A 24,422-nucleotide genomic window follows, 5' to 3' on the forward strand; every position below is an offset into this window, starting at 1 on the left:
GGGCTCTCCCTAGATTCCGAGGTACTGCAGGAGTTCGCTCTCGCGGGCGCGGACCTCGTCGTTGTCCATCGACTGGACGATCCGGCCCTCGGCGAGCAGGTGGTGGCGGTCGGCGACGGTGGCCGCGAAGTGCACGTTCTGCTCGATCAGCAGGACGGTGACGCCCGCGGCCTTGACCTCGCGCAGGATGCCGCCGATCTGCGCGACGATCAGCGGCGACAGGCCCTCGGTGGGCTCGTCGCACAGCAGCAGCCGGGCGCCGGTGCGCAGCACGCGGGCGAGCGCGAGCATCTGCTGCTCGCCGCCCGACAGCTTCGTCCCGGGGAACCGGCGGCGCTCCCTGAGCCGCGGGAACGTGTCGTAGACGCGGTCCAGCGGCCACGCTTCGGGGCCTTTGCCGTTCGCTGGACGGCCGGGCGGCAGCAGCAGGTTCTCCTCCACCGACAGGGTGGCGAAGATGCCGCGGTCGTCCGGGACGTAACCGAGGCCGCGCCGCGCGCGCTTGTGCGGGCCCAGGGCGGTGATGTCCTCGCCGAGAAATTTGACGGTTCCGGACGCGCCCGCGTGCAGGCCCATCAGGCAGCGCAGCAGCGTGGTCTTCCCGGCGCCGTTGCGGCCGACGAGGGTGACGATCTCCCCCTCGTCCACGTGCAGCGACACGTCCCGCAGGGCCTGCGCCTCGCCGTACCAGGCGGACAGGCCGTCAACTCGCAGCATGGGCGTCTCCGAGGTAGGCGGTGATGACCCGGGGGTCGTGGCGGATCTCGGCGTACGGGCCCTCCACCAGGACCCGGCCGTGCTGCAGGACGGTGACCCGGTCGGCGAGGCTGGAGACGACGCTCATGTTGTGCTCGACCAGCACGACCGTCCGCCCCGCCCGGACCCGCCGGACGAGCTCGACGGTGCGCTCGACGTCCTCGACGCCCATCCCGGCGGTCGGCTCGTCCAGCAGCAGCACCTTCGGGTCGAGGGCGAGCGCGAGGGCGAGTTCGAGCGCCCGCTTGCGCCCGTACGCCAGCGCGCCCGCCGGGGTCTCGGCGTGCTCCTCCAGCCCGACCTGCGCGAGCAGTTCGGCCGCGCGGTCGGCGAACCGCCCGAGCGACCGGTCCGATCTCCAGAACCGCCACCCGAGGCCGGTGCGCCCGGCGAGCGCCAGCTCGACGTGCCGGCGCGGGGTCAGCTCGGCGAACAGGCTGGTGATCTGGAACGACCGCGCCAGCCCGAGCCGCGCGATCCGCTCGGGACTGCTGCCCGCCAGTTCCCGCCCGGCCAGCCGCACGCTCCCGGACGTCGGCTTGAGGAAGCCGGTGAGCAGGTTGAACAGCGTCGTCTTGCCCGCGCCGTTCGGCCCGACGAGCGCGTGCACCGCGCCCTCCGCGACGGCCAGGTCCACGCCGTCCACGGCGCGGAACCCGCGGAACTCCCTGACCAGGCCGCGCGCCGTCAGCACCGGCGCCGGCCGGACGGTAGCGCCCATGCGCCCTCCTCCCATGGTGACCCGGACCACACCGGGCCGCCGTGCTCGGGAACGCTAGGCCGCCGCCGCGAAACGGACTATGTGATCAATCGACACATTCCGCCCAACCGATACGGATGTGACCCACATCACGCGCAGGTCGGAGGCCCGTTCACATGGGACGCCGCGCGCTTATGTGGGCCGGACACGTGGCCGCCGCCCGCCGGGGTCCGCACCATGTCGGCACTCGCCTCCGTCCAGAGGAGCCGGAATGCCGACCACCCGCCCCCGTTCCACGACCGGCCTGTCCACGACCGGCCTGTCCACGACCGGCCTGCTCGCGACCAGTCTGCTCGCGACAGGCGCCCTGACCCTCGCGCTGGCCGCACCGGCGCGCGCGCACGAGAACCGCTGCGCGCCCGCACCCGCCGTGCCGGGCGCCCAGAAGCAGGTCGCCGCCTGCCTCGACGACCTCACGACCGCCGGAACCGTCGCGTCGGGCCACACCGTGCCGGGAGACTACGCGGGACTGCACGCGTCCGGAACCCGCAACCCGAGCGGCGTCCCCGGCGTCCAGATCGACGGGTACTTCCCGGACGACTCCGCGTTCAACACCCACCACGGCTGGAACCACGACGCGCAGTTCGTCATCCGCCTCCCCGAGCGGTGGAACGGCGGCCTCGTCGTCGCCGGGTCGCCCGGGAACCGGCGGCAGTACGCCAACGACGCCACCGTCTCCGACTGGGTCCTCGACCGGGGCTACGCGTACGCGGCGACCGACAAGGGCAACAGCGGCACCGAGTTCCACCGGGACGGCCGCCGCCCCGGCGACGCCGTCGCCGAATGGAACCGCCGCCTGACCGAGCTCACCCGCGCCGCGCAGCGGACGGCGGAGCGCCACTACGGGCGCCGCCCGTCCCGCACCTACGCGGCGGGCATCTCCAACGGCGGGTACCTCGTCCGCTGGCAGCTCGAGAACCGCCCTCACCTCTACGACGGCGGCATCGACGCCGAGGGCACCCTGTGGCGGGCGGACGGCCCGAACCTGTTCACGTACCTGCCGCCGATCCTGCGCGCGTACCCGCCGTACGCCGCGGGGGACGCCTCCGCGCACCGGGCGCTGCTCGACGCCGGCCTCGCCGCGGGCTCCGAGTTCCTCTGGCCGTACCACGACCAGGTCTACTGGGAGCTGACGCAGCGCATCTACCGCGAGGAGTTCGACCCCGCGTACACGGGCGCGGAGGCCGAGTACGACTACGCGTCCCGCCCCCGCGAGGTGCGGCGCGCGGTCGGGCGCGTGTCCCTCACCGGCCGCATCCGCAAGCCGCTGATCAGCCTCCAGGGCACGTACGACGCGCTGCTGCCGATCGGCCGCAACGGTGACGCGTACGCCGCGCTCGTCCGCGACCGCGGCCGGGCCCCGTTCCGCTACTACCGCGTCGCGGGCGCCAACCACACCGACGGCCTCGTCGACGCCCACCCGGGCCGCCTGCGCCCGCTCCTGCCCTGCATGCGCTCCGCCTTCACCGCCCTGGAGACCTGGACGTCCGGCGGGGGCGCTCCGCCGCCGAGCGCCACCCTGCCCGAACCGTCCGGCGACGTCCTGAACACCTGCTCCCTGACCGGCTGACCGCGCTCCCGGGCCGCCCGCCGCGCGCCCCGCCGGCTACGGCGCGTTCGTCCAGGCCAGGAGGTCGGCGGCGGGCAGGGTGTTGACGATCCGGTCGGCGGGGACGGCGCAGCGCGCGGCGCGGTCGCAGCCGTGCGGCTGCCAGTCGAGCTGGCCGGGGGCGTGCGCGTCGGAGTCGATCGCGAACCGGCAGCCGGCCTCGACGGCGAGGCGCAGCAGCCGCTTCGGCGGATCGAGCCGCTCCGGCCGCGCGTTGATCTCCACGGCGACGCCGTGGGCGGCGCACGCGTCGAACACCGGCTCGGCGTCGAACTCCGACTCCGGGCGCAGCCCGCCGCGCCGCCCTCCCGCCTTGACGATCCGCCCCGTGCAGTGGCCGAGGACGTCCACCGCCGGGTTCATGACCGCGGTGACCATGCGCGCCGTCATCGCGACGCGGTCCATGCGGAGCTTCGAGTGGACGCTCGCCACGACGACGTCGAGCCGGTCGAGGAGGCCGGGCTCCTGGTCGAGGGCGCCGTCGTCGAGGATGTCCACCTCGATGCCGGTGAGGATCCGGAACGGCGCGAGCTCGGCGTTCAGCTCGGCGACGGCGTCGAGCTGGCGGTGCAGGCGGTCCGCCGACAGCCCGTTCGCGACCGTCAGGCGCGGCGAATGGTCGGTGAGCGCGATGTACTCGTGCCCGAGCGCGCGCGCCGCCTCCGCCATCTCCCGGATGGGCGAGCCCCCGTCGGACCAGTCGCTGTGGGTGTGCAGGTCGCCCTTCAGCGCGGCGCGGAGCGCGGCGGCGGCCGCGTCGAGCGGCTCCCCCTCGGTGGCCTCCAGGCGCCGCAGGTAGACGGGCGTCTCCCCGCGCAGCGCCTCCGCGACGACGAGGGCGGTGACCTTCCCGAGGCCCGGCAGGTCGGTGAGCGTGCCCGCGCGGGCGCGGGCGTCCAGCTCGTCCGGGGGCGTGTCCTCGACCCGGGCGGCGGCCGTGCGGAACGCCCGCACGCGGTAGGTCGGCTCCCCGGCGCGTTCGAGGAGGAACGCGATCCGGCGCAGCGCTTCGACGGGCTCCACGCCCCGGGGAGTACCCAGGTATGACGCAAGTGTCCCACCCCGGTCTCATCCGGGCGCGGCCCGCCGATCCCTAGCCTGGTCGGCATGGCCGAGACGAAACCCGCGAACGAGCCGGGGCTGCTGCGCATGGTGCTGCTGGACGGGGCGCTGGCCGCCGCGGCGACCGGCCGGGCCGAGCCCGCCCCCCTCGACCGTCCGTGGCCGGCCCCGCTGCGCTGGACCGCCCGCATCGGCCTCGGGCGGTTCCCGTACGGCGTCGTCGTGAACCTGTTCTGGGCCGCCGTCACGATCGGGGCGATCGCCGCGACGCGGTCGCTGCTGGAGACCGAGAGCGCGGAGCGCGGGCGGTTCCCCGGCGACGCGACCCTCCTGCTGATCTCGGTCGCGGCGTGCGCGCCGCTCGCGCTGCGCGACCGGCACCCGCTGGGCGCGTGGCGGCTGAGCTTCGTGGCCATGGCGCTGATCAGCGTGAGCGACTGGCTGACCGTCCCGTACGTCCCGGCCGGGGCGTTCGCCATGGTCGTCTGCCTGTTCACGGTGGCGGTGCGCTGCGCGGGGAACGTGACGCTCGGCGCCGGGATCATGACGGCCGCCGGCACGTGGATCAAGGACCCGGAGACCGGCGCGGGCGCGTCCGTGCTGGTCCTGCTGCCGCTGGCGGCGGGCTACGCGGTGCGGGTGCGGCAGACGTCGCGGCGCGAGCTGGCCGAGCAGAAGCGGCGGCACGCCGACGCGGAGGCCGTGCTCACCGAGCGGCAGCGCATCGCGCGGGAGCTGCACGACGTCGTCGCCCACCACATGTCGATGATCGCGATCCAGGCGGAGGCGGCGCCGTACAAGAGCGACGCGGTCCCGGACGTCACCCGGCAGGACCTCGCCGAGATCCGGTCGACCGCGCTCGACGCGCTCACCGAGCTGCGCCGCATCCTCGGCGTCCTGCGGTCCGAGGACGGCTCCGACACCGCCCCGCAGCCCAGCCTGGAGCGGCTGGACGAGCTGGTCGCGGGGGCCCGCGGCGCCGGACTGGACGTGACGGCGCGGCTGACCGGCGACCTCGCGGGGCTCCCGTCCGGCGTCGGGCTGACCGCGTACCGGATCCTGCAGGAGGCGCTGAGCAACGCGATGCGGCACGCGCCCGGGTCGCGGGTCGACGTCGAGGCCGCCCGCGCGGACGGCGTACTCTCGATCAGCGTCGTCAACGGCCCCCCGGGCGACGGCCGCGACCGCGCGCGGTTCGCGACCGGCGGCGGCCACGGGCTGGTCGGGATGCGCGAGCGCGCCGCCATGCTGGGCGGCTGGCTCACCGCCGAGCCCACGTCCGAGGGAGGATTCGCCGTGACCGCCACGCTGCCGGAGAAGGCCGCCGAGAAGGCGCAGGGCGCGCCGTGACCATCCGCGTGGTGATCGTCGACGACCAGGGCATGGTGCGCTCCGGGTTCGGGGTGCTGCTGAACGCCCAGCCCGACATCGAGGTCGTCGGGGAGGCCGTGAACGGCGAGGAGGGGCTGCGCCGCGTCGCCGAACTGCGCCCGGACGTCGTGCTGATGGACGTCCGCATGCCGGTGATGGACGGGCTGGAGGCCACCCGCCGGCTGCTCGCGGACGGCGCCGGGGACGCCCCGAAGGTCCTCATGCTGACGACGTTCGACCTCGACGACTACGTGTACGAGGCGCTGCGCGCCGGGGCCGGCGGGTTCCTGCTCAAGGACGCGTCCGCGGCCGAGCTGTCGGACGCGGTGCGGGTCCTCGCGGCGGGCGACGCGCTGCTGTCGCCGTCCATCACCCGCCGGCTGATCGCGGAGTTCGCCCGGCTGGGCGGCCCGCGGGCGCCGTCCCGCGAGCGGCTGGACGAGCTGACCGGGCGGGAGACCGAGGTGCTCACGCTGGTCGCGCGGGGCCTGTCCAACGGGGAGATCGCCGAGCGGCTGGTGCTCGCCGAGCAGACCGTGAAGACGCATTTCGGCCGGATCCTGATGAAGCTGGACCTGCGCGACCGGCCGCAGGCGATCGTCTACGCGTACGAGGTCGGGCTCGTCCGCCCCGGCGACTGAGGCCGCACACCGTTGCCCGCACCCCTACCCGGGTCCCGCGGGTCATACCGCGGTGTGAGGCCAAAAGACGGCTCCGCCGGTTGATCTCGGCGACGGTGCCCGATTCCTACCTTCCTTGTCAGTGCTTCACCCCCACTGACCAGGAAGGACGCCCCCCATGCGCTGGGTTCGCAGAACCGCGGCCGCCCTCACGGTGCTCTCCGCGGCGGGCTCGACCGTCGCCGCGACGGGCGCGTCCGGGCCGTACGCCGCGCCCGCACCCGTCCCGGCGCTGTCCGCCGCGACGCTGGACGCCCGGTTCGCCGCCGCCGCCCGGGACATCGCCGCCGCCCGCACGACGGCCGTCCGGACCGGCGACGAGGACCGGGCCCGCGCGCTGGCGGCGTTCCTCTCCCCCGGACGCCGCTTCCTGGCCTTCGACCCGCGCGGGGACGGGCGCGCCGTCGAGGTCTTCGGCGACCTGCGCGGCGCCGACCGGATCGCGGTCGTCGTGCCGGGCGCGGACAACGCGCTCGCCAACTTCGACTCGGTCAAGTTCGCGGGCGGCGGCGCCCGCGCCCTGTACCGGCGGATGGCCGCCGAGGCGCCGTCCGCGCGGGTCGCCGTGGTCGCCTGGCTCGGCTACCGCGCCCCGGCGACGCTCGGCCCGGGCGTCCTGAGCGCCGACCGCGCCGAGTCGGGCGCGCGGCGCCTCGCGGAATTCCTCGGCGGGCTGGCCCGGGTGAACGGGGACGCCCGGATCGCCCTGCTCTGCCACAGCTACGGGTCGGTGGTGTGCGCCGCGGCCGCGCCCGGGCTCGGCGGTGTCCCGGTGGACGACATCGCACTGTTCGGCAGCCCCGGGACGACCGCCGGCGGCGTCGCGGACCTGCGCACGTCCGCGACCGTCTGGGCCGGCCGCTCGTCCGGCGACTGGGTCCGGTTCGTCCCGCACGTGCGCTTCGCCGGGCTCGGCTTCGGGACCGACCCGGTCTCCCCCGGGTTCGGCGCCGTCCGGTTCGACGCCGGGACGGGCCCGCACAGCGGCTACCTGAAGCCGGGCTCCGCCGCGCTCCGCAACCTCGCCCTCATCGCGCTCGGCCACGACTCGGAGGTCCCCCGTGCATGACACCGCCCGCCCCGCGCCCCCGACCGCACCCGCTGGTCCCGCCGCGCCCGCACCTCCAGCCGCGTCCGCGCCTCCAGCCGCGCCCGCGCCTCCAGCCCGTCCCGCGCCCCCGACCGCATCCACGCCTCCGGACCGTCTCGCCGAATCGACACCTCCGGCCGCGGCCGCGCCTCCGGCGGTCGAGCGCGATCGCGCGATCGACGCGCTGCGCGCGTTCGCGGTCCTCGGGGTCGTCCTCGGGCACTGGCTGGTCACCGCGTTCGTCGGGCACGGCGCCGACCTGCGCACCACCAGCCCGCTGGCGTCCATGCCGGAGTTCACGCCCGTCACCTGGGTCCTGCAGACGCTCGCGCTGTTCTTCCTCGTCGGCGGGTACGCGGCGGCGAAGGGCCTGCGGCCGGACGAGCCGTGGGGCCGCCGGTTCGCGCGGCGGCTGGGACGGCTCGCGCGGCCGCTCCCCGTCCTGTTCGCCGCCTGGATCCCGGTCGCCGCGGCGCTGACGTGGGCCGGGTTCGACGGCGCGACGCTGGCGACGCTGGTCAAGCTGGTGCTCAGCCCGCTGTGGTTCCTCGCGGTGTTCGTCGCGCTGACCGCGCTGACCCCGCTGCTCGCCGTCCTCTGGGACCGGCTCGGCGCCCGCGGCGCGCTGCTCCTCGTCGCCGCCACCGCGCTCGTCGACGTGGGACGGTTCGCGCTCGGGGCGCCCGAGTGGATCGGCTGGTGCACCGTCCTGACCGGCTGGCTCCTGCCGTTCTACCTCGGCGTCGGCTGGGCGCGCGGCGCGCTGCGCGCCCGCCGGACGGCCGTCGCGCTGCTGGCCGGCGGCGCCGCCGCGGCGGCCGCGCTCGTCGCGTTCGCGGGCTACCCGGCGAGCATGGTCGGGGTGCCGGGCGCCGACGTGTCCAACCTCAGCCCGCCGACGCTCGCCGCCGTCGCGTTCGGCCTCGCGCAGACCGGGCTCGCGCTGCTGCTGCACGGGCCGCTGACCCGCTGGACGCGACGGCCCCGGGTGCGGTCGGCGGTGGCCGCCGCGAACCGGTCCGCGATGACCGTCTACCTGTGGCACCAGACCGCGCTGATGGCCGTCACGGTCGCGGCCGCCCTGGCGTTCGGCGCGGCCGGGGGCCTGCACACCCGCCCGGACGGCGCGGCCTGGATCGTCCAGCGGGCCGCCTGGCTGCCGGTCTTCGCGGCCGTCCTCGCCGCCCTCGCGGCCCTGGTGCACCGGTTCGAGAAGCCGCGGCGCCGGTGAGACCGCCCGCGTGGTTCCGGACGGGTCATCGGCGGCGGGGTGGCACTCTGGGAAGGTGACCACCGTGAACGACCCCGACGCCGACACCGATCCCGCCGACACCGACCCCGCCGACACCGACCCCGCGAAGATCCGCGAGCGGACGACCCTGCGCCTGGAGAAGGCGATGGGCACGTTCGGGACCGCCGCCCTCGCCAGCATGGAGCGCAAGCTCCCCTGGTTCCGGCGGATGCCGCCCGACCAGCGCTCCTGGATCGGTCTCGTCGCCCAGGCCGGCATCGCCGCGTTCGTGGAGTGGTTCAAGAACGACGAGCAGTCCCGCCCGGCCATCGCCGGCGAGGTGTTCGGCACCGCGCCCCGCGAGCTGATGCGCTCCATCAAGCTGCACCACACCATCGACATGATCCGCGTGATCATCGACGTGGTGGAGACGCGGCTGGACGAGCTGGCCGCGCCCGGCGGGGAGCAGCAGCTCCGCGAGGCCATCCTGCGGTACACGCGGGACGTGGCGTTCGGCGCGGCGCAGGTGTACGCGCGGGCCGCCGAGACCCGCGCCGCCTGGGACGCCCGCCTGGAGGCGCTCGTGGTGAACGCGGTGATGCGCGGCGAGGTCGACGACGGCATGCACTCGTGGGCGGCCGCGCTCGGCTGGACGTCCAAGCCCGTCACCGTCATCGCGGGGTTCACTCCGGAGGACGAGGAACCCGAGGTCACGATCGACCAGATGCAGCTCGCCGCGCGCCGCGCGCGCGCCGACGTCCTCGCGGGCGTGCAGGGGCACCGCGTCATCGTCATCGTCGGCGGCGACACCGACCCCCTGGAGGCGGCGCGGCCGATCGCGGCCAAGTGCGGCCCCGGCCCGGTCGTCGTCGGCCCGCAGGTCGGCGACCTGTACGAGTCGACGGCGTCCGCGCAGGCCGCCGTCGCCGGGCTCCGCGCCGCCGCGGGCTGGCCGGACGCGCCGCGTCCCGTCCTGGCCGTCGAGCTGCTGCCCGAACGCGCGCTGGACGGCGACGACGACGCCCGCCGCTACCTCGTGGACTCCGTCTACAACCCGATGCTGGCCGCCGGCGCGCCGCTGCTCGACACGCTCACGACCTACCTGGAGCAGGGGTCGTCGCTGGAGGCCACGGCGCGGATGCTGTTCGTCCACCCCAACACGGTCCGGTACCGGCTGCGGCGGGTCACCGAGCTGACCGGTCTCGCGCCGACGGACGGCCGCAACGCGTTCACGCTCCGGATCGCGCTCGTCCTCGGCCGGTTCGCGGGCCGGGCGAACCGGCCGGGCCAGGTGTGAACCGGACGCGCCGCGGGAAGTGAACCGCACGCGGCGCCGCGCACGTGATCTGGACAACGTCGCGGCTCCGCGCTTGTAGGGGTCTTACAAAGCCCCACGAGGAAACTTCGTACTCATCCGCATCGGCACCCGGGACCCCTTACGGCAGGCTTGTCGCTGTGATTCTCGTCGCCTCGCCCGGCCAGGGCGCTCAGACCCCCGGCTTTCTAGAGCCATGGCTAGAGATCCCCGGCGTCGCCGACCGGCTGGCCTGGTGGTCGGCCGTCACCGGGCTCGACCTGGTCCGGTACGGGACGACCGCCGACGCCGAGGAGATCCGCGACACCGCGGTGGCGCAGCCGCTGCTGGTCGCCGCCGCCCTGGCCGCCAACGAGGTGCTGTTCGCCGAGGCCGACGCCGCCGCGCCGGACGCGGTGGCCGGGCACAGCGTCGGCGAGCTGGCCGCCGCCGCGATCGCCGGGGTGCTGACCCCGGAGGCCGCGCTGGTGCTCGTCCGGGAGCGGGGCCGCGCGATGGCCGAGGCCGCCGCCGTCACCGAGACCGGCATGACGGCCGTGCTCGGCGGCGACGCCGACGAGGTCCTCGCCGCGATCGACAAGCACGGGCTCACCCCCGCCAACGTCAACGGCGCCGGCCAGGTCGTGGCCGCCGGGACCGTCGAGCGGCTCGCCGAGTTCGCCGAGGAGCCGCCCGCGAAGGCCCGGCTCCGGCCGCTGTCGGTCGCCGGCGCCTTCCACACCGAGCACATGGCGCCCGCCGCCGACACGCTCCGCCGGCTCGCGCCCGGCGTGCCCGTCGCCGACCCCGCGCCGCGGCTGCTGCAGAACCGCGACGGCGCCGTGGTGCGGGACGGCCGCGACTTCGTCGGGCGGCTCGTCGAGCAGGTCAGCGCGCCCGTCCGCTGGGACGCCTGCATGGACGCCATGCGGGAGCTCGGCGTCACCGCGATCATCGAGCTGCCGCCCGCAGGGACGCTCACCGGGCTGGCCCGGCGCGAGCTCAAGGGCGTCGAGCTGGTCGCCCTGAAGACCCCCGCGGACCTCGGCAAGGCCCGCGAGGTCATCGCGGCGCACACGGGACGCACGGCATGAGCGCCGGGCTCCGCATCCCCGAGGTGGCCGCGGGCGCGCGCATCCTCGCGTTCGGCGACTACCGGCCCGCCCGGGTCGTCACCAACGACGAGCTCGCGCAGACCGTCGACACCGACGACGCCTGGATCCGCAGCCGCGTCGGCATCGCCGAGCGCCGCATCGCCGCCGACGACGAGGGCATCGTCGAGCTCGGCGTGCACGCGGGCGGCAAGGCGCTCGCCAACAGCGGCCTCGCCCCGTCCGACATCGACCTGGTCATCCTCGCGACCTGCTCGGCGGAGTCGCCGATGCCGAGCCACGCGGCGGCCGTCGCGCACCGCCTCGGCATCGACGCGCCCGGCGCGTTCGACCTGAACGCCGCGTGCGCCGGGTTCTGCTACGCGCTCGGCACCGCCAGCGCCGCCGTCCGGGCCGGGAGCGCGCGCAACGTGCTCGTCATCGGCTCCGAGAAGATGTCGCAGTGGCTCGACTGGACGGACCGGTCGACGTGCATCATCTTCGCCGACGGCGCCGGCGCGGCGGTCGTCACCGGCAGCGACGAGCCCGGCATCGGCCCGGTCGTGTGGGGCAGCGCCGGAGACGGCGCCGACAAGATCATCATTCCGGACCGGCACTCCTTCATCCGGCAGGAGGGCCAGGCCGTCTTCCGCTGGGCGACGACCGCCATCGCGCCGGTCGCGCTGGAGGCGTGCGAGCGCGCCGGCGTCGCCGCCGAGGACCTCGCGGCGATCGTCCCGCACCAGGCCAACCTGCGGATCATCGAGGCGATCGCCCGCAAGGTGAAGGCCGTCAACGCCGTCGTGGCCGACGACATCGTCCACTCGGGCAACACCTCGGGGGCCTCCATCCCGCTGGCCATGTCCCGGATGATCGAGCGCGGCGACGTGCCGTCGGGCGCCCCCGCCCTGCTGGTCGGGTTCGGCGCGGGGCTGTCCTACGCTGCCCAAGTCATCCAGATCCCGTAGGCCGCGGCGCCCGCGCCGCGGTCCGGACCAACCCACTAAGGAAGAGAGCGAAACCATGGCAGTCGCCACCGAAACCGAGATCCTCGAGGGCCTCGCCAAGATCATCGACGACATCGTCGGCATCGACAAGGCCGAGGTGACGCCCGAGAAGAACTTCATCGACGACCTCGACATCGACTCGCTGTCGATGGTAGAGATCGCCGTTGCCGCGCAGGACGAGTTCGGCGTCGAGATCCCCGACGACGAGCTGCGCAACCTCAAGACGGTCAAGGACGTCATCGACTTCGTCCAGAAGCTCAAGGCCTGACGACGCGGGGAAGGCGCGCCGCCGCCCCGGACGGCGCGCCCGAACCCACCCCCCATCAGCCGGCAAGGAGAACCGACATGAGCAAGAGCCAGACCAGGGTCGCGGTGACCGGTCTCGGTGCAACGACTCCTCTCGGCGGCGACCTGCCGTCGACCTGGTCCGCCCTGCTCGCCGGAGAATCCGGGGTCCGCAAGCTGGACTGGGACAACCTCGACGACGTGCCGGTGAAGTTCGCCGCCACGCTGAAGGTGGACCCGTCCGAGGTCGTGCCCCGGCAGACGCTGCGCCGGCTCGACCGCAGCCAGGCGATCGCGCTGATCGCCGCGCGGGAGGCGTGGACCGACGCCGGGTTCGCGCCGCCGACGGGCGGCAAGTCCCAGAAGGGCATGGAGAGGGCCGGCGTCGACGGCGGCTTCACCGTGGACGGCGAGCGCCTCGGCGTCGTGCTGTCCAGCGGCATCGGCGGCCTGCACACCGCCCTCAACAGCTATGACGTCTTCCGGGAGAAGGGCTGGTCGCGGGTCTCGCCCTTCACCGTCCCGATGCTGATGCCGAACGGCGCGTCCGGGCACGTCGGCATCGAGTTCGGCGCGATGGCCGGCTCGCACGCGCTGGTCAGCGCGTGCGCGTCCAGCGGCGAGGCCGTCGGCTACGCCATCGACATGATCCGCGCGGGCCGCGCCGACGTGGTGATCTGCGGCGGCACCGAGTCCTGCATCCACCCGCTGCAGATGGCGTCGTTCGGCGCCATGCGGGCGATGTCGACCCGCAACGACGAGCCGGAGCGCGCGTCCCGCCCCTACGACAAGAACCGCGACGGGTTCGTGCTCGGCGAGGGCTCCGCGGCGATGATCTTCGAGTCGGAGGAGCACGCCCGCGCCCGCGGCGCGAACATCCTCGGCTTCGCCGCCGGGTGCGGCTACTCGGGCGACGCCTACGACATCGTGCTGCCCGACCCGAGCGGGGCCGGGCAGGCCAAGGCCATGCAGCGGGCGCTCAAGGACGCCGGGCTGGAGCCCGCGGACATCGTGCACATCAACGCGCACGCCACGTCCACCCCGGCCGGCGACGTCGCCGAACTCGCCTCCATCAAGGCGGGCCTCGGCGAGGAGGCCGCCCGCGGCGCCGTCATCACCGCGACCAAGTCCATGACCGGGCACCTGCTCGGCGGCGCCGGCGCGCTGGAGTCGATCTTCACGCTGCTCGCGCTGAAGGAGGGCCTCGTGCCCGCCGTCGCCAACCTGGAGGACATGGACGACGAGGTCGACCTGGACATCGTGCGCGACGAGCCGCGCAAGCTCCCGGACGGTCCCGCCGCCGCGCTCAACAACTCGTTCGGTTTCGGCGGCCACAACGTGTCGGTCGCGTTCCAGCGCGCCCTCTGACCGCCCGCGGCCCGTGCGGCGGCGTCCCGCCGCCGCGGCCGCACCGCGCGTCGCGGCCCGGCGCCCCGCGGGGCCCGGGCCGTTCGGCTGCGCCCGTCCGCCGCCGCGTCCGCCGGTCCCGGCGGGCGGCGGCGCGGATCAGCGGGTCTTGAGCGCGACGACGGCGATGTCGTCGCGGGGCACCCCGTCCTGGAACTCGACGACGGCCTCGGCGATCCGGTCCGCGATGCCCTGGGCGCCGAGCGTCCGCGACCGCGCCAGCAGCTCGGCGAGCCGCTCCTCCTCGAAGAAGTCGATGCCGTCGCCGCGCGCCTCGGTCACCCCGTCGGTGTAGAACAGCAGCGCGTCGCCGGGGTCCAGCTCGACGGACACGTCGGCCACCCGCACCTCGTCGAGCAGCCCGAGCAGGTTCCCGACCGTGCCGAGGGCGGTCACCGCGCCGTCCCGCGCGACGCGCAGGGGCGGCGGATGCCCGCCGACCGCGATCGTCACCCGGGGCGGCGACCCGTCCGGCCGTTCCTCGATCACGGCGTAGACCGCCGTGCAGAAGCGCTCCGACCTGTCGCGCAGGACGGCGCCGTTGAGCCGGTGCAGGACGTCCGCGGCGCGAGGCGACTCCGCCGCCACCGCCCGCACCGTGTGGCGGGCCAGGCCGGTCACCACCGCGGCCTCGGCCCCCTTGCCGGAGACGTCGCCGAGCACGAGCCCCCAGCGGCCCGGCGCGATCTCGAACAGGTCGTAGAAGTCGCCGCCCACCTCGTCGCCGTGCCCGGCGGGCCGGTAGGCGCCGCCCGCGTCCAGGCTCGGGATGACGGGCAGCTCGTCGGGGAGCAGGCTGTCCTGGAGGGTCCGGGCGAGCTGGCGGGCACGGGCCTCCGACTCCCGCGCGCGCTGCCGGGTGCGCAGCAGCTCGCGCTCGTACTCGCGCCGGTCGGTGGCGCGGAAGACGCAGACGCGGACGCTCTCCGCCGCGCCGCCCGGCTCCTCGACGAGCATGCCGTTGAGGAGGACCGGGAGCCGCGCGCCGCCGGCGCACGTCACGTCCACCGCGATCTCATGGACGGTGCGCTGCATGGCCAGCAGCGGGGCGAAGTGCGTCTCGTAGTAGAGCCGGTCGCCGATCGGGAGCAGCTCCTGGAAGCGGACGCCGGCCGTGAGTTCGTCCCTGGCGCGTCCGGTCCAGTCGCAGAACGTCGCGTTGACCAGCGTGATCAGGCCGTTCGCGTGCATGAGCACGTAGCCGCAGGGGGCGCGCTCGTACAGGTCTCGCAGCAGCTCCAGCTCGTCATCCGGACCGGCCATCCGGCTCCTCCGCCAGGAACGCCTTGATGGCCGCGAGCGTCTCCTCGGGCGCGCTGAGGTTGGGGCAGTGGCCGGTCGCCCGCAGCCGGACGATCTCGCCGTCGGGGAGGGCGCGGTGCACGTACTCCCCCACCGGGGCGGGTGCGATGACGTCGTCGGAGCACTGGAGGACCAGGGTCGGCACGGCGACCTGGGGCAGGTCGGCGCGGTTGTCAGAGAGGAACGTGACGCGGGCGAACTGGCGGGCGATGTCCGGGTCGGTGCGGCAGAAGGAGTTCGTCAGCTCGTCGCCCAGTTCCGGACGGTCCGGATTGCCCATGATCGCGGGGGCCATCTGGCCGGACCAGCCCAGGTAGTTGCTCTCCATGGACGCGAGCAGTTCGTCGATGTCGGCCGCGGAGAAGCCGCCGACGTAGTCCCCGTCGTCGATGTACCGGGGCGAGGGGCCGATCATGACGAGCCGGTCGAACCGGTCGGGGGCCTTGATCACCGCCAGCGCGCCGATCATGGCGCTGACCGAATGCCCCACGAAGACCACGTCCCGCAGGCCGAGGTCCTCGATGATCTCGAGCACGTCCGCGGCGTAGGCGTCCAGCGTCCCGTACCGCTCGGCGGAGTAGGCGGACAGGTCCGACCGCCCGGCTCCGACGTGGTCGAACAGGACGACCCGGTGGTCGGCCTCGAACGCGGGCGTGACCATCCGCCACATCGACTGGTCGCAGCCGAACCCGTGCGCGAACAGCATCGGCTGCCCGGACCGTTTTCCCAGGTCGCGGACGTTGTTTCGGGTCAGCGTGCGCATTGCCGCCTACCATGCCCGGCCGCCCCGGGTTCACACACGGGGAAAGCCCGCCGTGCGGGCGGGCGCGGGCGGGTGCGGCGCGCGGACGATGCCCCGCGCCCGCACGAACGCCCCTCCGCCCCCGATCCGGGGCGGCGGGGCGCGCGGTGGCACGGGGGCCGGGCCGGAAGCCGGCGGGGCGTGCTCGTTGCGGGGCGGGCACGCTCCAGCGGACGACCGGCGGACGGGCCGGGCGCCGGTCAGACGGCGGCGTGCAGCCAGCGCACGGGGGCGCCGTCGCCGGCGCGGCGGAACGGCTCGAGCTCGTTGTCCCACGGGGTGCCGAGCAGGCGTTCGAGCTCGTGCTCCAGGTTGGCCTTGCCGACGGCGGCGTTCGCCATGATCGAGCGCAGCCGGTCCTCGGGGACCATGATGTCGCCGTTGGCGCCGATCACGCCGGTGAAGACCCCGAGCGACGGGGTGAAGCTGTAGCGGACGCCGTCGGTGCCCGGAGTGGGATCCTCGGTGACCTCGAAGCGCACCAGTTTCCAGCTCCGCAGCGCCGACGTGATGCCGGCGGCCGTCCCAGGCTTGCCCTCCCAATGCAGTTCGGCGCGCAGCGTCCCCGGCGCGGCCGCCTGATCAGCCCATTCAAGGGAAACGGGCACGCCGAGGACACCTGCGGCGGCCCACTCGATGTGCGGGCTCAGCGCAGGTGGCGCGGAGTGGACGTAGAAAACGCCACGTGCGGTCACCGGACCTCCTGGATCTGTACCGAGGCTCGTCTTCCCCTACGGCCTCGTACGTCCCAGGTCGGCGTCCGCGTCCCTCATTGTGCATCATCGGCACGGGTCGCACCACCGCGAGTTCGCTGTTTGTCGAACACTTGACCACGCCATGCACACCGTTGATCGTCCAGGGTGAGCGCCTCACGCGCATTTCCGCTACGCACGGTCATCATTGCGGCACCATGTGTGCGGACAGCGAACGACGGGAGGCGAGGGCGGATGTTCGATCAGCAGGCGGTCCTGGAGAGGGTGCTGGCGCGGCACCGGGACGCGGTGGTGGTGGAGCCGGTGCCGGGACGTCCCGCGCTGGTCCGCCGCGACCAGCTCCTGGTCGCCGGGCACGACGCCGCCGCGGCGGAGGACCGGGTGCGGCGGTGGTGCGACGCGCGGGAGGACGGTCCGGGGGTGGCGCGGCTGCGGCTGCGGGCGCGGCCGGACGTGTGCGAGCTGGCGGCGGAGCTGGGCGGGGACGGGCCGCACCGCCGGCTCGCGGTGGCGCCGAACCACCTGGTGCTCGGGCAGCCGCTGTGGTGGAGCGGGCCCGCGGACCGGCCGCGTCCGGCGGGCCCGGTCCCGGCGCCGCGGCCCGCCGCGGACGCGTGCCGGGACGTGACCGTCGCGATCCTCGACACGGGCCTGGCGGCGCACCCGTGGTTCGAGGGCGCGGAATGGTTCCGGGAGCGCGGCGCGGAGGACGCGGACGTCCTGGACGCCGACCTCGATCGGGAACCGGACGCCCAGGCGGGGCACGGGACGTTCGTCGCGGGCGTCGTGCTGCGGCACGCGCCGACGGCGCGGCTGCTGCCGCGCCGCGTGCTCGGCGGGGACGGCATCGGGGACGAGCTGGGCGTGATCCGCGCGCTGGCGCGGCTCGCGGAGCGGGACCACGCGGACGTGGTGAACCTGTCGCTCGGCTGCCACACCTACGACGACCGGCCGTCGCCGGTGCTGTCCCGGGCCATCGCCGCGCTGGGCCGCCGGACGGTCGTGGTGGCGTGCGCGGGGAACGCGGCGAGCGACCGGCCGTTCTGGCCCGCCGCGCTCAAGTCGGTGATCGGGGTCGCCGCGCTGGACGGGGACGACCGGGCCTGGTTCTCCAACTACGGCTGGTGGGTGGACGCCGCCGCGCCGGGGGTGGACGTGGCCAGCAGCTTCGTCCGGTACGACGGGCCGCGGCCGCCCGCGGACGGCACCGATCCGGACCGATTCGACGGGTTCGCGACCTGGAGCGGGACGTCGTTCGCGACGCCGATGGTCGCGGGGCTGATCGCGGGCCTGGCGGCGGCCGAGGGACTCGGCGCGGCCGCCGCCGCGGACAGGGTCCTCGACCAATCGGCTCGTCCTACCCATCCGGACCTCGGCGTAATCATCAGGTCTTGACTACGACACGATGGCGAAAAGGTAACTCTGAGTACGTGAGATTGTTCGGAACGTAAAGTCGTCGGTCCGCGGGGGGCTCGGAGGGAGTTCTCATTGGCCCGGCATAACGGATCCGCAGGCGTCCGCACGGACGCCGACACCTTCAACGCCGACACCTCGAACGCCGACATCTCGAACGCCGACACACTGGACGCCGACGCGCTGTTGGCACGGGCCCGCGACGGCGACGGCGCCGCGTGGGCCCGGCTGGTGGACGAGCACAGCCCGCTGCTGTGGGCGGTCGCCCGCTCGTACGGTCTGCACGACGCCGACTCCGGCGACGTCGTGCAGACCGCGTGGCTGCGGCTCGTGGAGAGGATCGACACGGTGCGGGACGCCGGGGCGGTCCGGGTGTGGCTGGTGACGACCGCGCGGCGCGAGAGCCTGCGGGTGGCGCGCCTGCGCGGCCGCGCGCTGCCGGTGGCGCGGCCCGCCGAACCGTCCGCGGCGGGCGCCGTGGGGCCGTCCCCGGAACCGGCCCCGGAGCGGGTCGTGCTGGACCGCGACCGGCTCGACCGGGTCGGCGCGGCGCTGCGGGAACTGCCCGCGCGCTGCCGCGCGCTGCTGCGGCTCTCCGCGCTGGCCCCCACCTACAAGGAGCTGGCGGCGGCGCTCGGCATCCCGCTCGGCAGCGTCGGCCCCACCCGGGCGCGCTGCCTGGACACGCTGCGGAGGGTCCTGCGGTGAACGACGACGAGCTGATGGCGGGCGTCCGGGACGCGTTCACCGTGCTCGATCCGGTGCCGGGCGACGTCCTGGCGGCGGGCCGCGCGGCGCTGGCGTGGCGGCTGCCGGGGGCGACGCTGGCGGCCCTGGCGCGGGACGGGGCCGCGGGCGCGGCGCGCGGGACGCGCGGCGGGCCGGTGCGCGCGCTGACGTTCGCCTGCCCGGACGCGACGGTCGAGGTGGAGGTCGCGGAGGCGGGCCGGTTCCGGGAGCTCACCGGACGGATCGTCCCGGCGGCGGCCGCGTCCGTCGCGGTGCGGCACCGGGACCTGCCGCCGGACCCGGCGGGCGCGCCGGTGGAGCCGGGCGGGCTGTTCTGCCTGCCGGACGTCCCGGCGGGCCCGGTGAGTCTGCTGTTCCGCCTCGACGGGGGCGCGTCCGTCGTGACGAGCTGGGCGCACGTGTGACCGAGGCCGACGACCTGCTGCGGCTCGTCGCGGCGGACCCGGCCGCCGCGCACGCGCGGGCGCTGGCGCGGGCCGGCGGGGGGACGGGCGGCGCGGCGGTCGCCGCGCTGCGGGCCGCCGGGCTCGCGGCGAAGGAGCTGGGGCGGCTGGCGGAGGGCCTCGACCTGCTCCGGCGGGCGCTGGAGATCGCGGAGGCGTCCCCGGACTGCGGGTACGCGGCGGCCCAGGTGCGGATGAGCCTCGTCGGCCTGCTCTCCGCCCGCGGCGACACGGCGGGCGCGCTCGCGCAGGCGGCGCGGGCGGAGGACGTCCTGACGGGGCGGGACGCGGCGCGGCTGGCGGCCAACACGGCGTGCGCCCTGGCGCGGGCGGGCCGTCTCCGCGAGGCGCGGGACGCGGCGGCGCGCGCCCTGCCCGTGCTGCGGCGGGGGCGCGATCCCGCGGTGCTGAACGGGCTGCTGACCAACCTGGGCCTCGCGCGGGCGCTGCAGGGCGAGTTCGCCGCGGCGGAGGCGGCGCTCACCGAGGCGGTCGACGTGGCGCGGGCCGCCGGGCTGCCGCACCAGACGGCGATGTCCACGAGCAACCTGGCGTTCGTGGTGTCCCGGCGCGGGGACGTCCCGCGCGCGCTTCGGCTCTACGCGGAGGCCGAGCCCCATCTGTCCGGGGAACGCTTGGCGCAGTGCCGGTTCGACCAGGCGGAGACGCTGATCTCGGTCGGGCTGCCGCGCGAGGCGCGTCCCGTCCTGGAGGCCGCGCTGGCGTCCGCCGCCGACCACGGCTACCGGTGCGACACCGCCGACGGGCTGTTGCTCCTCGCGCACGCCGAACTGGACGACGGCGACGCGGAGCGGGCCGTCCGCACGGCCGAGCGGGCGCGGGCGGCGTTCGCCGAGCAGGAGCGCGCGGGGTGGACGCTGCTCGCCGAGCACCTGCTGCTGCGGGCGCGGTGGGCGGCCGGGGAGCGCTCGGCGGTCCTGCTGGGCAGCGCCGCCGCGACCGCCGACCGGCTGGCGCGCGGCGGGTGGGCCGACGCCGCCGCCGACGCGCGGCTCGTCGCCGCCCGCGTCGCGCTCGCCCTCGGCCGTCCCGCCGGGCGTTTCCTGGCGCCGCCGGCCCGTGCCCCGGGGTGCCGCGCCCGGGGGTCGCCGGCCGCCCGGATCACCGCCTGGCACGCCGCAGCGCTGGAGCGCGCCGAGCGGTCCGACCGGCGGGGCGCGGCCGCCGCCGTCCGGGCGGGCCTGCGGGTCGCCGAGGAGCATGCGGACGCGCTCGGCGCCCTGGACCTGCGGGCCCGGGCCGCCGGGTCCGCCGCCGAGCTGGCCGGGCTCGGGCTCGTCCTGGCCCGGTCGGCGCGGGAGCTGCTCGCCGTCGAGGAGCGGCGGCGGGCCGTCGCGCGCCCGGTGCGGGTGCGGCCGCCCGCCGACGCCGGACGGGCCGCGGCGCTCACCGCGCTGCGGGCCCGCAGCGCGGTGAGCGCCGCCGCGACGGCGCGGGGCGTCCCGGCGCCGGACACCGCCGAGCTGGCCGCGCTGGAAGCGGCCGTCGACGCCCGGACCCGGCGCCGCTCCCCCGCCGCGCCGGCGTCCGGGCCCCGCGCCGCGCCGCCCGCCCGGACGCCCGGCGCCACCGAGATCGCGGCGGCGCTGGGCGACCGGGCGCTGGTGGAGCTGATCGCCGTCGGCGCGGAGCTGCACGCGGTGACGATCGCGGACGGGCGCCTCCGGCGGCACCCGCTGGGGCCCGCGGACGGCGCCCGAAGCGCCGCCCGGGTGCTGCACCTCGCGGCGCGCCGCCTCGCCGCCGCCGACGACCCGGGCGCGGCCGAGGCGCTCGCGAGCGCCGCCGGACGGCTCGACCGGCTCCTGCTGGCCCCGCTGCGGGCCGCCCTCGGCGACCGCGACCTCGTGCTGGCCCCGGCCGGGCCCCTCCACGGGGTCCCCTGGTCCGCGCTGCCGTCGCTGGCCGGCCGCCCCGTCGCGGTCGTCCCGTCCGCGCGCGCCTGGCTGCGGGCCCGCACCGCCGCCGGGCCGCGCCCCCGCGGGCACGTCCTGCTCGCCGCCGGTCCGGGGCTGGAGCACGCCGACCGGGAGATCGCGGCCCTGCGGCGGCTCCACCCGGGCGCGCGCGTCCTGCACGGGCCGCGGGCGCGCGCCGAGACCGTGCGGGACGCCCTGGACGGCGCGTCCCTCGCGCACCTCGCGGCCCACGGCGAGTTCCGCGAGGGCAACGCGCTGTTCTCCCGGCTGCGGCTGGCGGACGGGCCGCTGTTCGTCCACGACCTCGACGCGTTGGCCGCGCCGCCGCGGGTGGTCGTGGTGTCGGCCTGCGACATCGGCCGCGGCGACGAGGGCGACGCCGTGCTCGGCATGGCGGGCGTCCTGCTCGCCCTCGGCACCGCCACCGTGGTCGCCAGCGTCACGCCCGTCCGGGACGCGGCCGCCCCGGCGTTCATGACCGCCTTCCACCGCGGTCTCGCCGCGGGACTGCCGCCCGCGCGCGCCCTCGCCGCCGCCCCGCGCACGCCCGGCGTCACCGGGTTCGTCTGCATGGGCGGCGGCTGAGCACCGGCCCCGATGTCAGCCGGGGCCGGTCGCGACCGGGTTGGCGGGGTCGGCCACCCAGTTCGACCACGAGCCGACGTAGAGGGCGGCGGGGATGCCCGCGAGGTTCAGCGCGAGGATCTCGTGGGCGGCCGTCACCCCGGACCCGCAGTAGGCGCCGACGTCGGCCGCGTCGGTCGCGCCGAGCTGGCCGAACCGCTCGCGCAGCAGCCCCGGCGGCAGGAACCGCCCGTCCACGCCGACGTTCCCGGACGTCGGCGCGCTGCAGGCGCCCGGGATGTGCCCGGCGACCGGGTCGACGGGCTCCTGCTCGCCGCGGTAGCGCTCGGCGCTGCGCGCGTCGAGCAGCACCCCGCCCCGCGCGAGCTCCGCCGCGCCCTCGGCGTCCAGCACCGGCAGCCCTCCCGGGGCCGCCAGGAAGTCCCCCGGTTTGGCGTCGGGTTCCTCGGTGGTCACCGGGCGGCCCGCCTCCGTCCAGGCCCGGTAGCCGCCGTCCAGGACCCGCACCCGGTCATGGCCGAAATAGCGGAGCGACCACCAGACGCGCGCCGCGGCCGTCGAGTCGGCGTCGTCGTACACCACGACGAGGCGGTCCGACGACACCCCGGCGCGCCGCATCGCCGCCTCGAAGTCCCTGGCGGCGGGCAGCGGGTGCCGCCCGGCCGGGCCCGGCGGCCCGGTCACCTCCCCGTCCAGGTCGACGAAGACCGCGCCGGGCAGATGGCCCTCGCGGTAGGACTCGATCCCCGGGGGGCCGGCCAGCCGCCACCGCGCGTCCAGCAGCACCACGGGCGCCCGCCGCCTGATCAGCCGGTCCAGCGCGGGCACGTCGATGAGGGGGTTCACACCGCCAGTCTGAACGCCGTCGCCCGGGTTGGGGAGAGGTGAATCCTGGTTCGTCACAGTCATCCAGGCTACGCAGTTCCTCCGCTCATGTCGGCCCGGACACGGTGAGCATCGGCACCAGCCGCTCCGCCGCGATCATCGAGCCGTGCATGCCGACCATGCGCTCCAGCCACGGCTCCCGCTCGGACGCGACGATGGCCAGACCCCCGTGCGGGACCGCGACCACGTCCCCGATCCGCTCGGCCATCCCGGGCGCCACCGGGCCGAACCAGCCGTCCGCGACGGCCTCCTCGCGCGGCACCACCCACGCGCGGTCGCCCACGACCGCCCGCCACGCCGCGAGGACGTCGTCGCGTGCCCCCGGCTCGGCGTACACGTAGCGGCAGCGCGCGTCCCCGCCGAGCATCGCGACACCGTCCAGCAGCGCGGGCGTCCGGTCGACGTCCAGCCGCTCCCCCGGGTCGACCATCCCGTGGTCGGACGTCACGCACAGCAGCGCGCCGGGCGGCAGCACGCTCGCGATCCGCTCGGCGAGCAGATCGACGAACCGGAGCTGGAACCGCCACTCCGCCGAACCCACGCCGCGGCGGTGCCCGGTCGCGTCCAGGTCGGAGTGGTACACGGTCACGTACGCGCGGTCGCCCTCCCGCAGCGCCGTCCCCGCGCGGCCGACGAGCTCGCCCAGGGCGTCCGCGGGGAGGTACTCGGCGCCGCGCGACGTGGCGCGGCTCAGCGGGGTGCGCCGCAGGTTCCACAGCCCGATGTACCGGACGGCGACGCCGTCGGCGACGGCCCGCTCGTACACGGTCGGCACCGGCTGGAACTCGCCCGGGTCGACCCCGGCGTCGTCGCTCCAGCGCAGCAGGTTCAGCAGCCCGCCCGCCTCCGGCACCGCGACCTGGAGGCCGAGCAGCCCGTGCCCGCCCGGCGGCAGGCCCGTGCCGAGCGACGCGATGCTGGTCACCGTCGTCGCGGGCAGCCCGGCGTCGATCGCGCGGCCGCCCAGCGAGGTGAGGAACGGGGCCTCGTCCGGGTGGGCGCGCAGCTGCTCCCAGCCGAGCCCGTCGACCAGCAGGACGCAGACGCGCGCGGCGGGCGGCAGCCCCAGCACGTTCGCCGCCCCGGGGACGCCCAGCGCCGCCAGCACCGACGGCGACACGTCGGCGAGGGTGCCCGTCCCGTAGCGCGGGACGGGCGGCGGCGGTGCGGTCACCGGGCGGTCGCGGCGGACAGCGCCTCCGCGAACGCCAGCACCTGCCCGACGGCGTCCGCGCCGTCCGCGGCCTCGCTCACCCGCAGCGACAGGTCGTCGGCCGTGACGCTGCCGGTGTAGCCGTGGTCGGCCTCGCAGTTCTCGTCGCCGCAGGTCGCGGGCTCGAGGTCGATGTGGGCGATGGCGCCCCACCCGATCGTCAGGACGACCTCGGTGGGGGGCACGCCCGGCACGTACGACGCGGGGTCGGGGACGACCCGCGTCACCGCCACGGACTGGACGCGGTCCAGCTTGACGGCCTCGGTGGTCGTGGAGGCGTGCGGCCGGGGCATGCCCTCGCCCGGGGGGTGCTCGTCGGTGTGGCACACCAGCAGCCGGCTCGCGGACAGGACCAGCACGGTCACATGCCGGCGCACCTCCATCGCCGGGTCGAACGTCGCCTCGTGGTGCACCACGTAGGCGGTGACCGGCTCGTCACCGACGGCCGACTCGACCGCGTCCGCGACCAGGGCCGGGTAGTAACCGCTGCGCTCGATGGCCGTGCGCAGCCCGTTGGCGGTCGCTCGCGTTTCCCTCATGGCCCCATCCTGCCTTGTTCGGGCCCGGACGTGCACACGACCGGGCCCGGCGACGCACCCGGCGTCCGCCCGCGCGGTCATCGCCGCCCCTCCGGGGTACGAAACGGACATGAGTGACAAGGATCCGCTGCCGGGCCCGCCGCCGGTGCCGCCGCCCACGCCCGACCCGGCGCCGCCGCCCCAACCGCCCGTCC

23 protein-coding genes are annotated in these 24,422 nt (G+C 76.0%); 14 read left to right on the forward strand and 9 right to left on the reverse strand.

Going from position 1 to position 24,422, the window contains the following annotated elements; genetic code table 11:
• Nucleotides 1-9: 9 nt before the first annotated feature.
• Nucleotides 10-717, reverse strand: coding sequence for an ABC transporter ATP-binding protein (locus DMH08_RS11525; protein WP_125613559.1), 708 nt, complete (start codon nucleotides 715-717; stop codon nucleotides 10-12).
• Entirely contained in the window at nucleotides 704-1,477 is a 774-nt protein-coding gene (locus DMH08_RS11530) for an ABC transporter ATP-binding protein (RefSeq protein WP_034516194.1), read from the reverse strand. The genes DMH08_RS11525 and DMH08_RS11530 overlap by 14 nt, the downstream gene beginning before the upstream one ends.
• Before the next feature lie 250 nt (nucleotides 1,478-1,727).
• Between DMH08_RS11530 and DMH08_RS11535 the strand changes: the two genes are divergently transcribed.
• Nucleotides 1,728-3,086, forward strand: coding sequence for a 3-hydroxybutyrate oligomer hydrolase family protein (locus DMH08_RS11535; protein WP_125613562.1), 1,359 nt, complete (start codon nucleotides 1,728-1,730; stop codon nucleotides 3,084-3,086).
• A 36-nt stretch (nucleotides 3,087-3,122) separates the two neighbouring features.
• Here the strand turns inward: DMH08_RS11535 and DMH08_RS11540 are convergent, their stop codons facing one another.
• Nucleotides 3,123-4,148: a PHP domain-containing protein gene (locus DMH08_RS11540; RefSeq protein ID WP_125613565.1), complete on the reverse strand. Its 1,026-nt coding sequence runs from the start codon at nucleotides 4,146-4,148 to the stop codon at nucleotides 3,123-3,125.
• 84 nt (nucleotides 4,149-4,232) lie between these two features.
• On the opposite strand from DMH08_RS11540, the gene DMH08_RS11545 reads away from it, so the two are divergent.
• From DMH08_RS11545 to DMH08_RS11585, 9 genes are all read left to right on the forward strand, one after another.
• Nucleotides 4,233-5,537 (forward strand): sensor histidine kinase, encoded by a 1,305-nt coding sequence (locus DMH08_RS11545; protein ID WP_125613568.1) that lies wholly within the window; start codon nucleotides 4,233-4,235, stop codon nucleotides 5,535-5,537.
• Nucleotides 5,534-6,199, forward strand: a complete 666-nt coding sequence (locus tag DMH08_RS11550; protein WP_026400740.1) for a response regulator — start codon at nucleotides 5,534-5,536, stop codon at nucleotides 6,197-6,199. The genes DMH08_RS11545 and DMH08_RS11550 overlap by 4 nt, the downstream gene beginning before the upstream one ends.
• Before the next feature lie 157 nt (nucleotides 6,200-6,356).
• Entirely contained in the window at nucleotides 6,357-7,307 is a 951-nt protein-coding gene (locus DMH08_RS11555; RefSeq protein WP_125613571.1) for an alpha/beta hydrolase, read from the forward strand.
• Complete coding sequence (locus tag DMH08_RS11560) at nucleotides 7,300-8,559, forward strand: acyltransferase family protein (protein WP_233617533.1); 1,260 nt, start codon at nucleotides 7,300-7,302, stop codon at nucleotides 8,557-8,559. Before DMH08_RS11555 ends, DMH08_RS11560 begins: the two co-directional genes overlap by 8 nt.
• Nucleotides 8,560-8,725: 166 nt before the next feature.
• Entirely contained in the window at nucleotides 8,726-9,856 is a 1,131-nt protein-coding gene (locus DMH08_RS11565) for a PucR family transcriptional regulator (RefSeq protein WP_051300102.1), read from the forward strand.
• Between the two features lie 158 nt (nucleotides 9,857-10,014).
• The gene (locus DMH08_RS11570) at nucleotides 10,015-10,947 is read left to right on the forward strand and encodes an ACP S-malonyltransferase (RefSeq protein WP_026400743.1); all 933 of its coding nucleotides are present in this window, start codon (nucleotides 10,015-10,017) and stop codon (nucleotides 10,945-10,947) included.
• A complete protein-coding gene (locus DMH08_RS11575) occupies nucleotides 10,944-11,912 on the forward strand; it encodes a beta-ketoacyl-ACP synthase III (protein WP_051300057.1) in 969 nt (322 codons plus the stop codon). The genes DMH08_RS11570 and DMH08_RS11575 overlap by 4 nt, the downstream gene beginning before the upstream one ends.
• A gap of 55 nt (nucleotides 11,913-11,967) precedes the next feature.
• Entirely contained in the window at nucleotides 11,968-12,219 is a 252-nt protein-coding gene (locus tag DMH08_RS11580; protein ID WP_026400745.1) for an acyl carrier protein, read from the forward strand.
• Between the two features lie 77 nt (nucleotides 12,220-12,296).
• Nucleotides 12,297-13,604 (forward strand): beta-ketoacyl-[acyl-carrier-protein] synthase family protein, encoded by a 1,308-nt coding sequence (locus DMH08_RS11585; RefSeq protein WP_125613574.1) that lies wholly within the window; start codon nucleotides 12,297-12,299, stop codon nucleotides 13,602-13,604.
• A 138-nt stretch (nucleotides 13,605-13,742) separates the two neighbouring features.
• On the opposite strand, the gene DMH08_RS11590 is transcribed toward DMH08_RS11585, so the two are convergent.
• From DMH08_RS11590 to DMH08_RS11600, 3 genes are all read right to left on the reverse strand, one after another.
• The gene (locus DMH08_RS11590; protein WP_125613576.1) at nucleotides 13,743-14,906 is read right to left on the reverse strand and encodes a PP2C family protein-serine/threonine phosphatase; all 1,164 of its coding nucleotides are present in this window, start codon (nucleotides 14,904-14,906) and stop codon (nucleotides 13,743-13,745) included.
• Nucleotides 14,890-15,708 (reverse strand): alpha/beta fold hydrolase, encoded by an 819-nt coding sequence (locus tag DMH08_RS11595; protein ID WP_125613579.1) that lies wholly within the window; start codon nucleotides 15,706-15,708, stop codon nucleotides 14,890-14,892. Before DMH08_RS11595 ends, DMH08_RS11590 begins: the two co-directional genes overlap by 17 nt.
• A 239-nt stretch (nucleotides 15,709-15,947) precedes the next feature.
• A complete protein-coding gene (locus DMH08_RS11600; RefSeq protein WP_026400749.1) occupies nucleotides 15,948-16,442 on the reverse strand; it encodes a DUF3145 domain-containing protein in 495 nt (164 codons plus the stop codon).
• A gap of 252 nt (nucleotides 16,443-16,694) precedes the next feature.
• On the opposite strand from DMH08_RS11600, the gene DMH08_RS11605 reads away from it, so the two are divergent.
• The 4 genes from DMH08_RS11605 (at nucleotide 16,695) to DMH08_RS11620 (ending at nucleotide 21,591) form a co-directional block, all read left to right on the forward strand.
• A complete protein-coding gene (locus DMH08_RS11605) occupies nucleotides 16,695-17,855 on the forward strand; it encodes a S8 family peptidase (protein WP_125613582.1) in 1,161 nt (386 codons plus the stop codon).
• A 93-nt stretch (nucleotides 17,856-17,948) separates the two neighbouring features.
• Nucleotides 17,949-18,581 carry an RNA polymerase sigma factor gene (locus tag DMH08_RS11610; RefSeq protein WP_233617534.1) on the forward strand — a complete coding sequence of 211 codons (633 nt, stop codon included), beginning with the start codon at nucleotides 17,949-17,951 and terminating at the stop codon, nucleotides 18,579-18,581.
• Nucleotides 18,578-19,027: a hypothetical protein gene (locus DMH08_RS11615; protein ID WP_125613585.1), complete on the forward strand. Its 450-nt coding sequence runs from the start codon at nucleotides 18,578-18,580 to the stop codon at nucleotides 19,025-19,027. Before DMH08_RS11610 ends, DMH08_RS11615 begins: the two co-directional genes overlap by 4 nt.
• Nucleotides 19,024-21,591: a CHAT domain-containing protein gene (locus DMH08_RS11620; protein ID WP_233617535.1), complete on the forward strand. Its 2,568-nt coding sequence runs from the start codon at nucleotides 19,024-19,026 to the stop codon at nucleotides 21,589-21,591. The genes DMH08_RS11615 and DMH08_RS11620 overlap by 4 nt, the downstream gene beginning before the upstream one ends.
• Before the next feature lie 15 nt (nucleotides 21,592-21,606).
• Here the strand turns inward: DMH08_RS11620 and DMH08_RS11625 are convergent, their stop codons facing one another.
• From DMH08_RS11625 to DMH08_RS11635, 3 genes are all read right to left on the reverse strand, one after another.
• On the reverse strand, nucleotides 21,607-22,437 hold the full coding sequence (locus DMH08_RS11625) for a sulfurtransferase (protein WP_233617536.1): 831 nt from the start codon (nucleotides 22,435-22,437) through the stop codon (nucleotides 21,607-21,609).
• 85 nt (nucleotides 22,438-22,522) lie between these two features.
• A complete protein-coding gene (locus tag DMH08_RS11630) occupies nucleotides 22,523-23,650 on the reverse strand; it encodes an alkaline phosphatase family protein (protein ID WP_125613591.1) in 1,128 nt (375 codons plus the stop codon).
• The gene (locus DMH08_RS11635; protein WP_125613594.1) at nucleotides 23,647-24,228 is read right to left on the reverse strand and encodes a DUF5998 family protein; all 582 of its coding nucleotides are present in this window, start codon (nucleotides 24,226-24,228) and stop codon (nucleotides 23,647-23,649) included. Before DMH08_RS11635 ends, DMH08_RS11630 begins: the two co-directional genes overlap by 4 nt.
• Nucleotides 24,229-24,422: the final 194 nt, after the last annotated feature.

Source organism: Actinomadura sp. WAC 06369 (genome assembly GCF_003947565.1).
In the GTDB taxonomy this organism is placed as follows: Bacteria; Actinomycetota; Actinomycetes; order Streptosporangiales; family Streptosporangiaceae; genus Spirillospora; species Spirillospora rifamycini.

Excerpts from the sequence above, each read along its gene's own strand:
- DMH08_RS11585 (WP_125613574.1), top strand. The coding sequence starts at position 12,297 with ATGAGCAAGAGCCAGACCAGGGTCGCGGTGACCGGTCTCGGTGCAACG.
- DMH08_RS11595 (WP_125613579.1), bottom strand. The coding sequence starts at position 15,708 with ATGCGCACGCTGACCCGAAACAACGTCCGCGACCTGGGAAAACGGTCC.
- DMH08_RS11575 (WP_051300057.1), top strand. The coding sequence starts at position 10,944 with ATGAGCGCCGGGCTCCGCATCCCCGAGGTGGCCGCGGGCGCGCGCATC.
- DMH08_RS11565 (WP_051300102.1), top strand. The coding sequence starts at position 8,726 with ATGGGCACGTTCGGGACCGCCGCCCTCGCCAGCATGGAGCGCAAGCTC.
- DMH08_RS11555 (WP_125613571.1), top strand. The coding sequence starts at position 6,357 with ATGCGCTGGGTTCGCAGAACCGCGGCCGCCCTCACGGTGCTCTCCGCG.
- DMH08_RS11590 (WP_125613576.1), bottom strand. The coding sequence starts at position 14,906 with ATGGCCGGTCCGGATGACGAGCTGGAGCTGCTGCGAGACCTGTACGAG.
- DMH08_RS11605 (WP_125613582.1), top strand. The coding sequence starts at position 16,695 with ATGTTCGATCAGCAGGCGGTCCTGGAGAGGGTGCTGGCGCGGCACCGG.
- DMH08_RS11580 (WP_026400745.1), top strand. The coding sequence starts at position 11,968 with ATGGCAGTCGCCACCGAAACCGAGATCCTCGAGGGCCTCGCCAAGATC.
- DMH08_RS11635 (WP_125613594.1), bottom strand. The coding sequence starts at position 24,228 with ATGAGGGAAACGCGAGCGACCGCCAACGGGCTGCGCACGGCCATCGAG.
- DMH08_RS11545 (WP_125613568.1), top strand. The coding sequence starts at position 4,233 with ATGGCCGAGACGAAACCCGCGAACGAGCCGGGGCTGCTGCGCATGGTG.
- DMH08_RS11535 (WP_125613562.1), top strand. The coding sequence starts at position 1,728 with ATGCCGACCACCCGCCCCCGTTCCACGACCGGCCTGTCCACGACCGGC.
- DMH08_RS11530 (WP_034516194.1), bottom strand. The coding sequence starts at position 1,477 with ATGGGCGCTACCGTCCGGCCGGCGCCGGTGCTGACGGCGCGCGGCCTG.
- DMH08_RS11525 (WP_125613559.1), bottom strand. The coding sequence starts at position 717 with ATGCTGCGAGTTGACGGCCTGTCCGCCTGGTACGGCGAGGCGCAGGCC.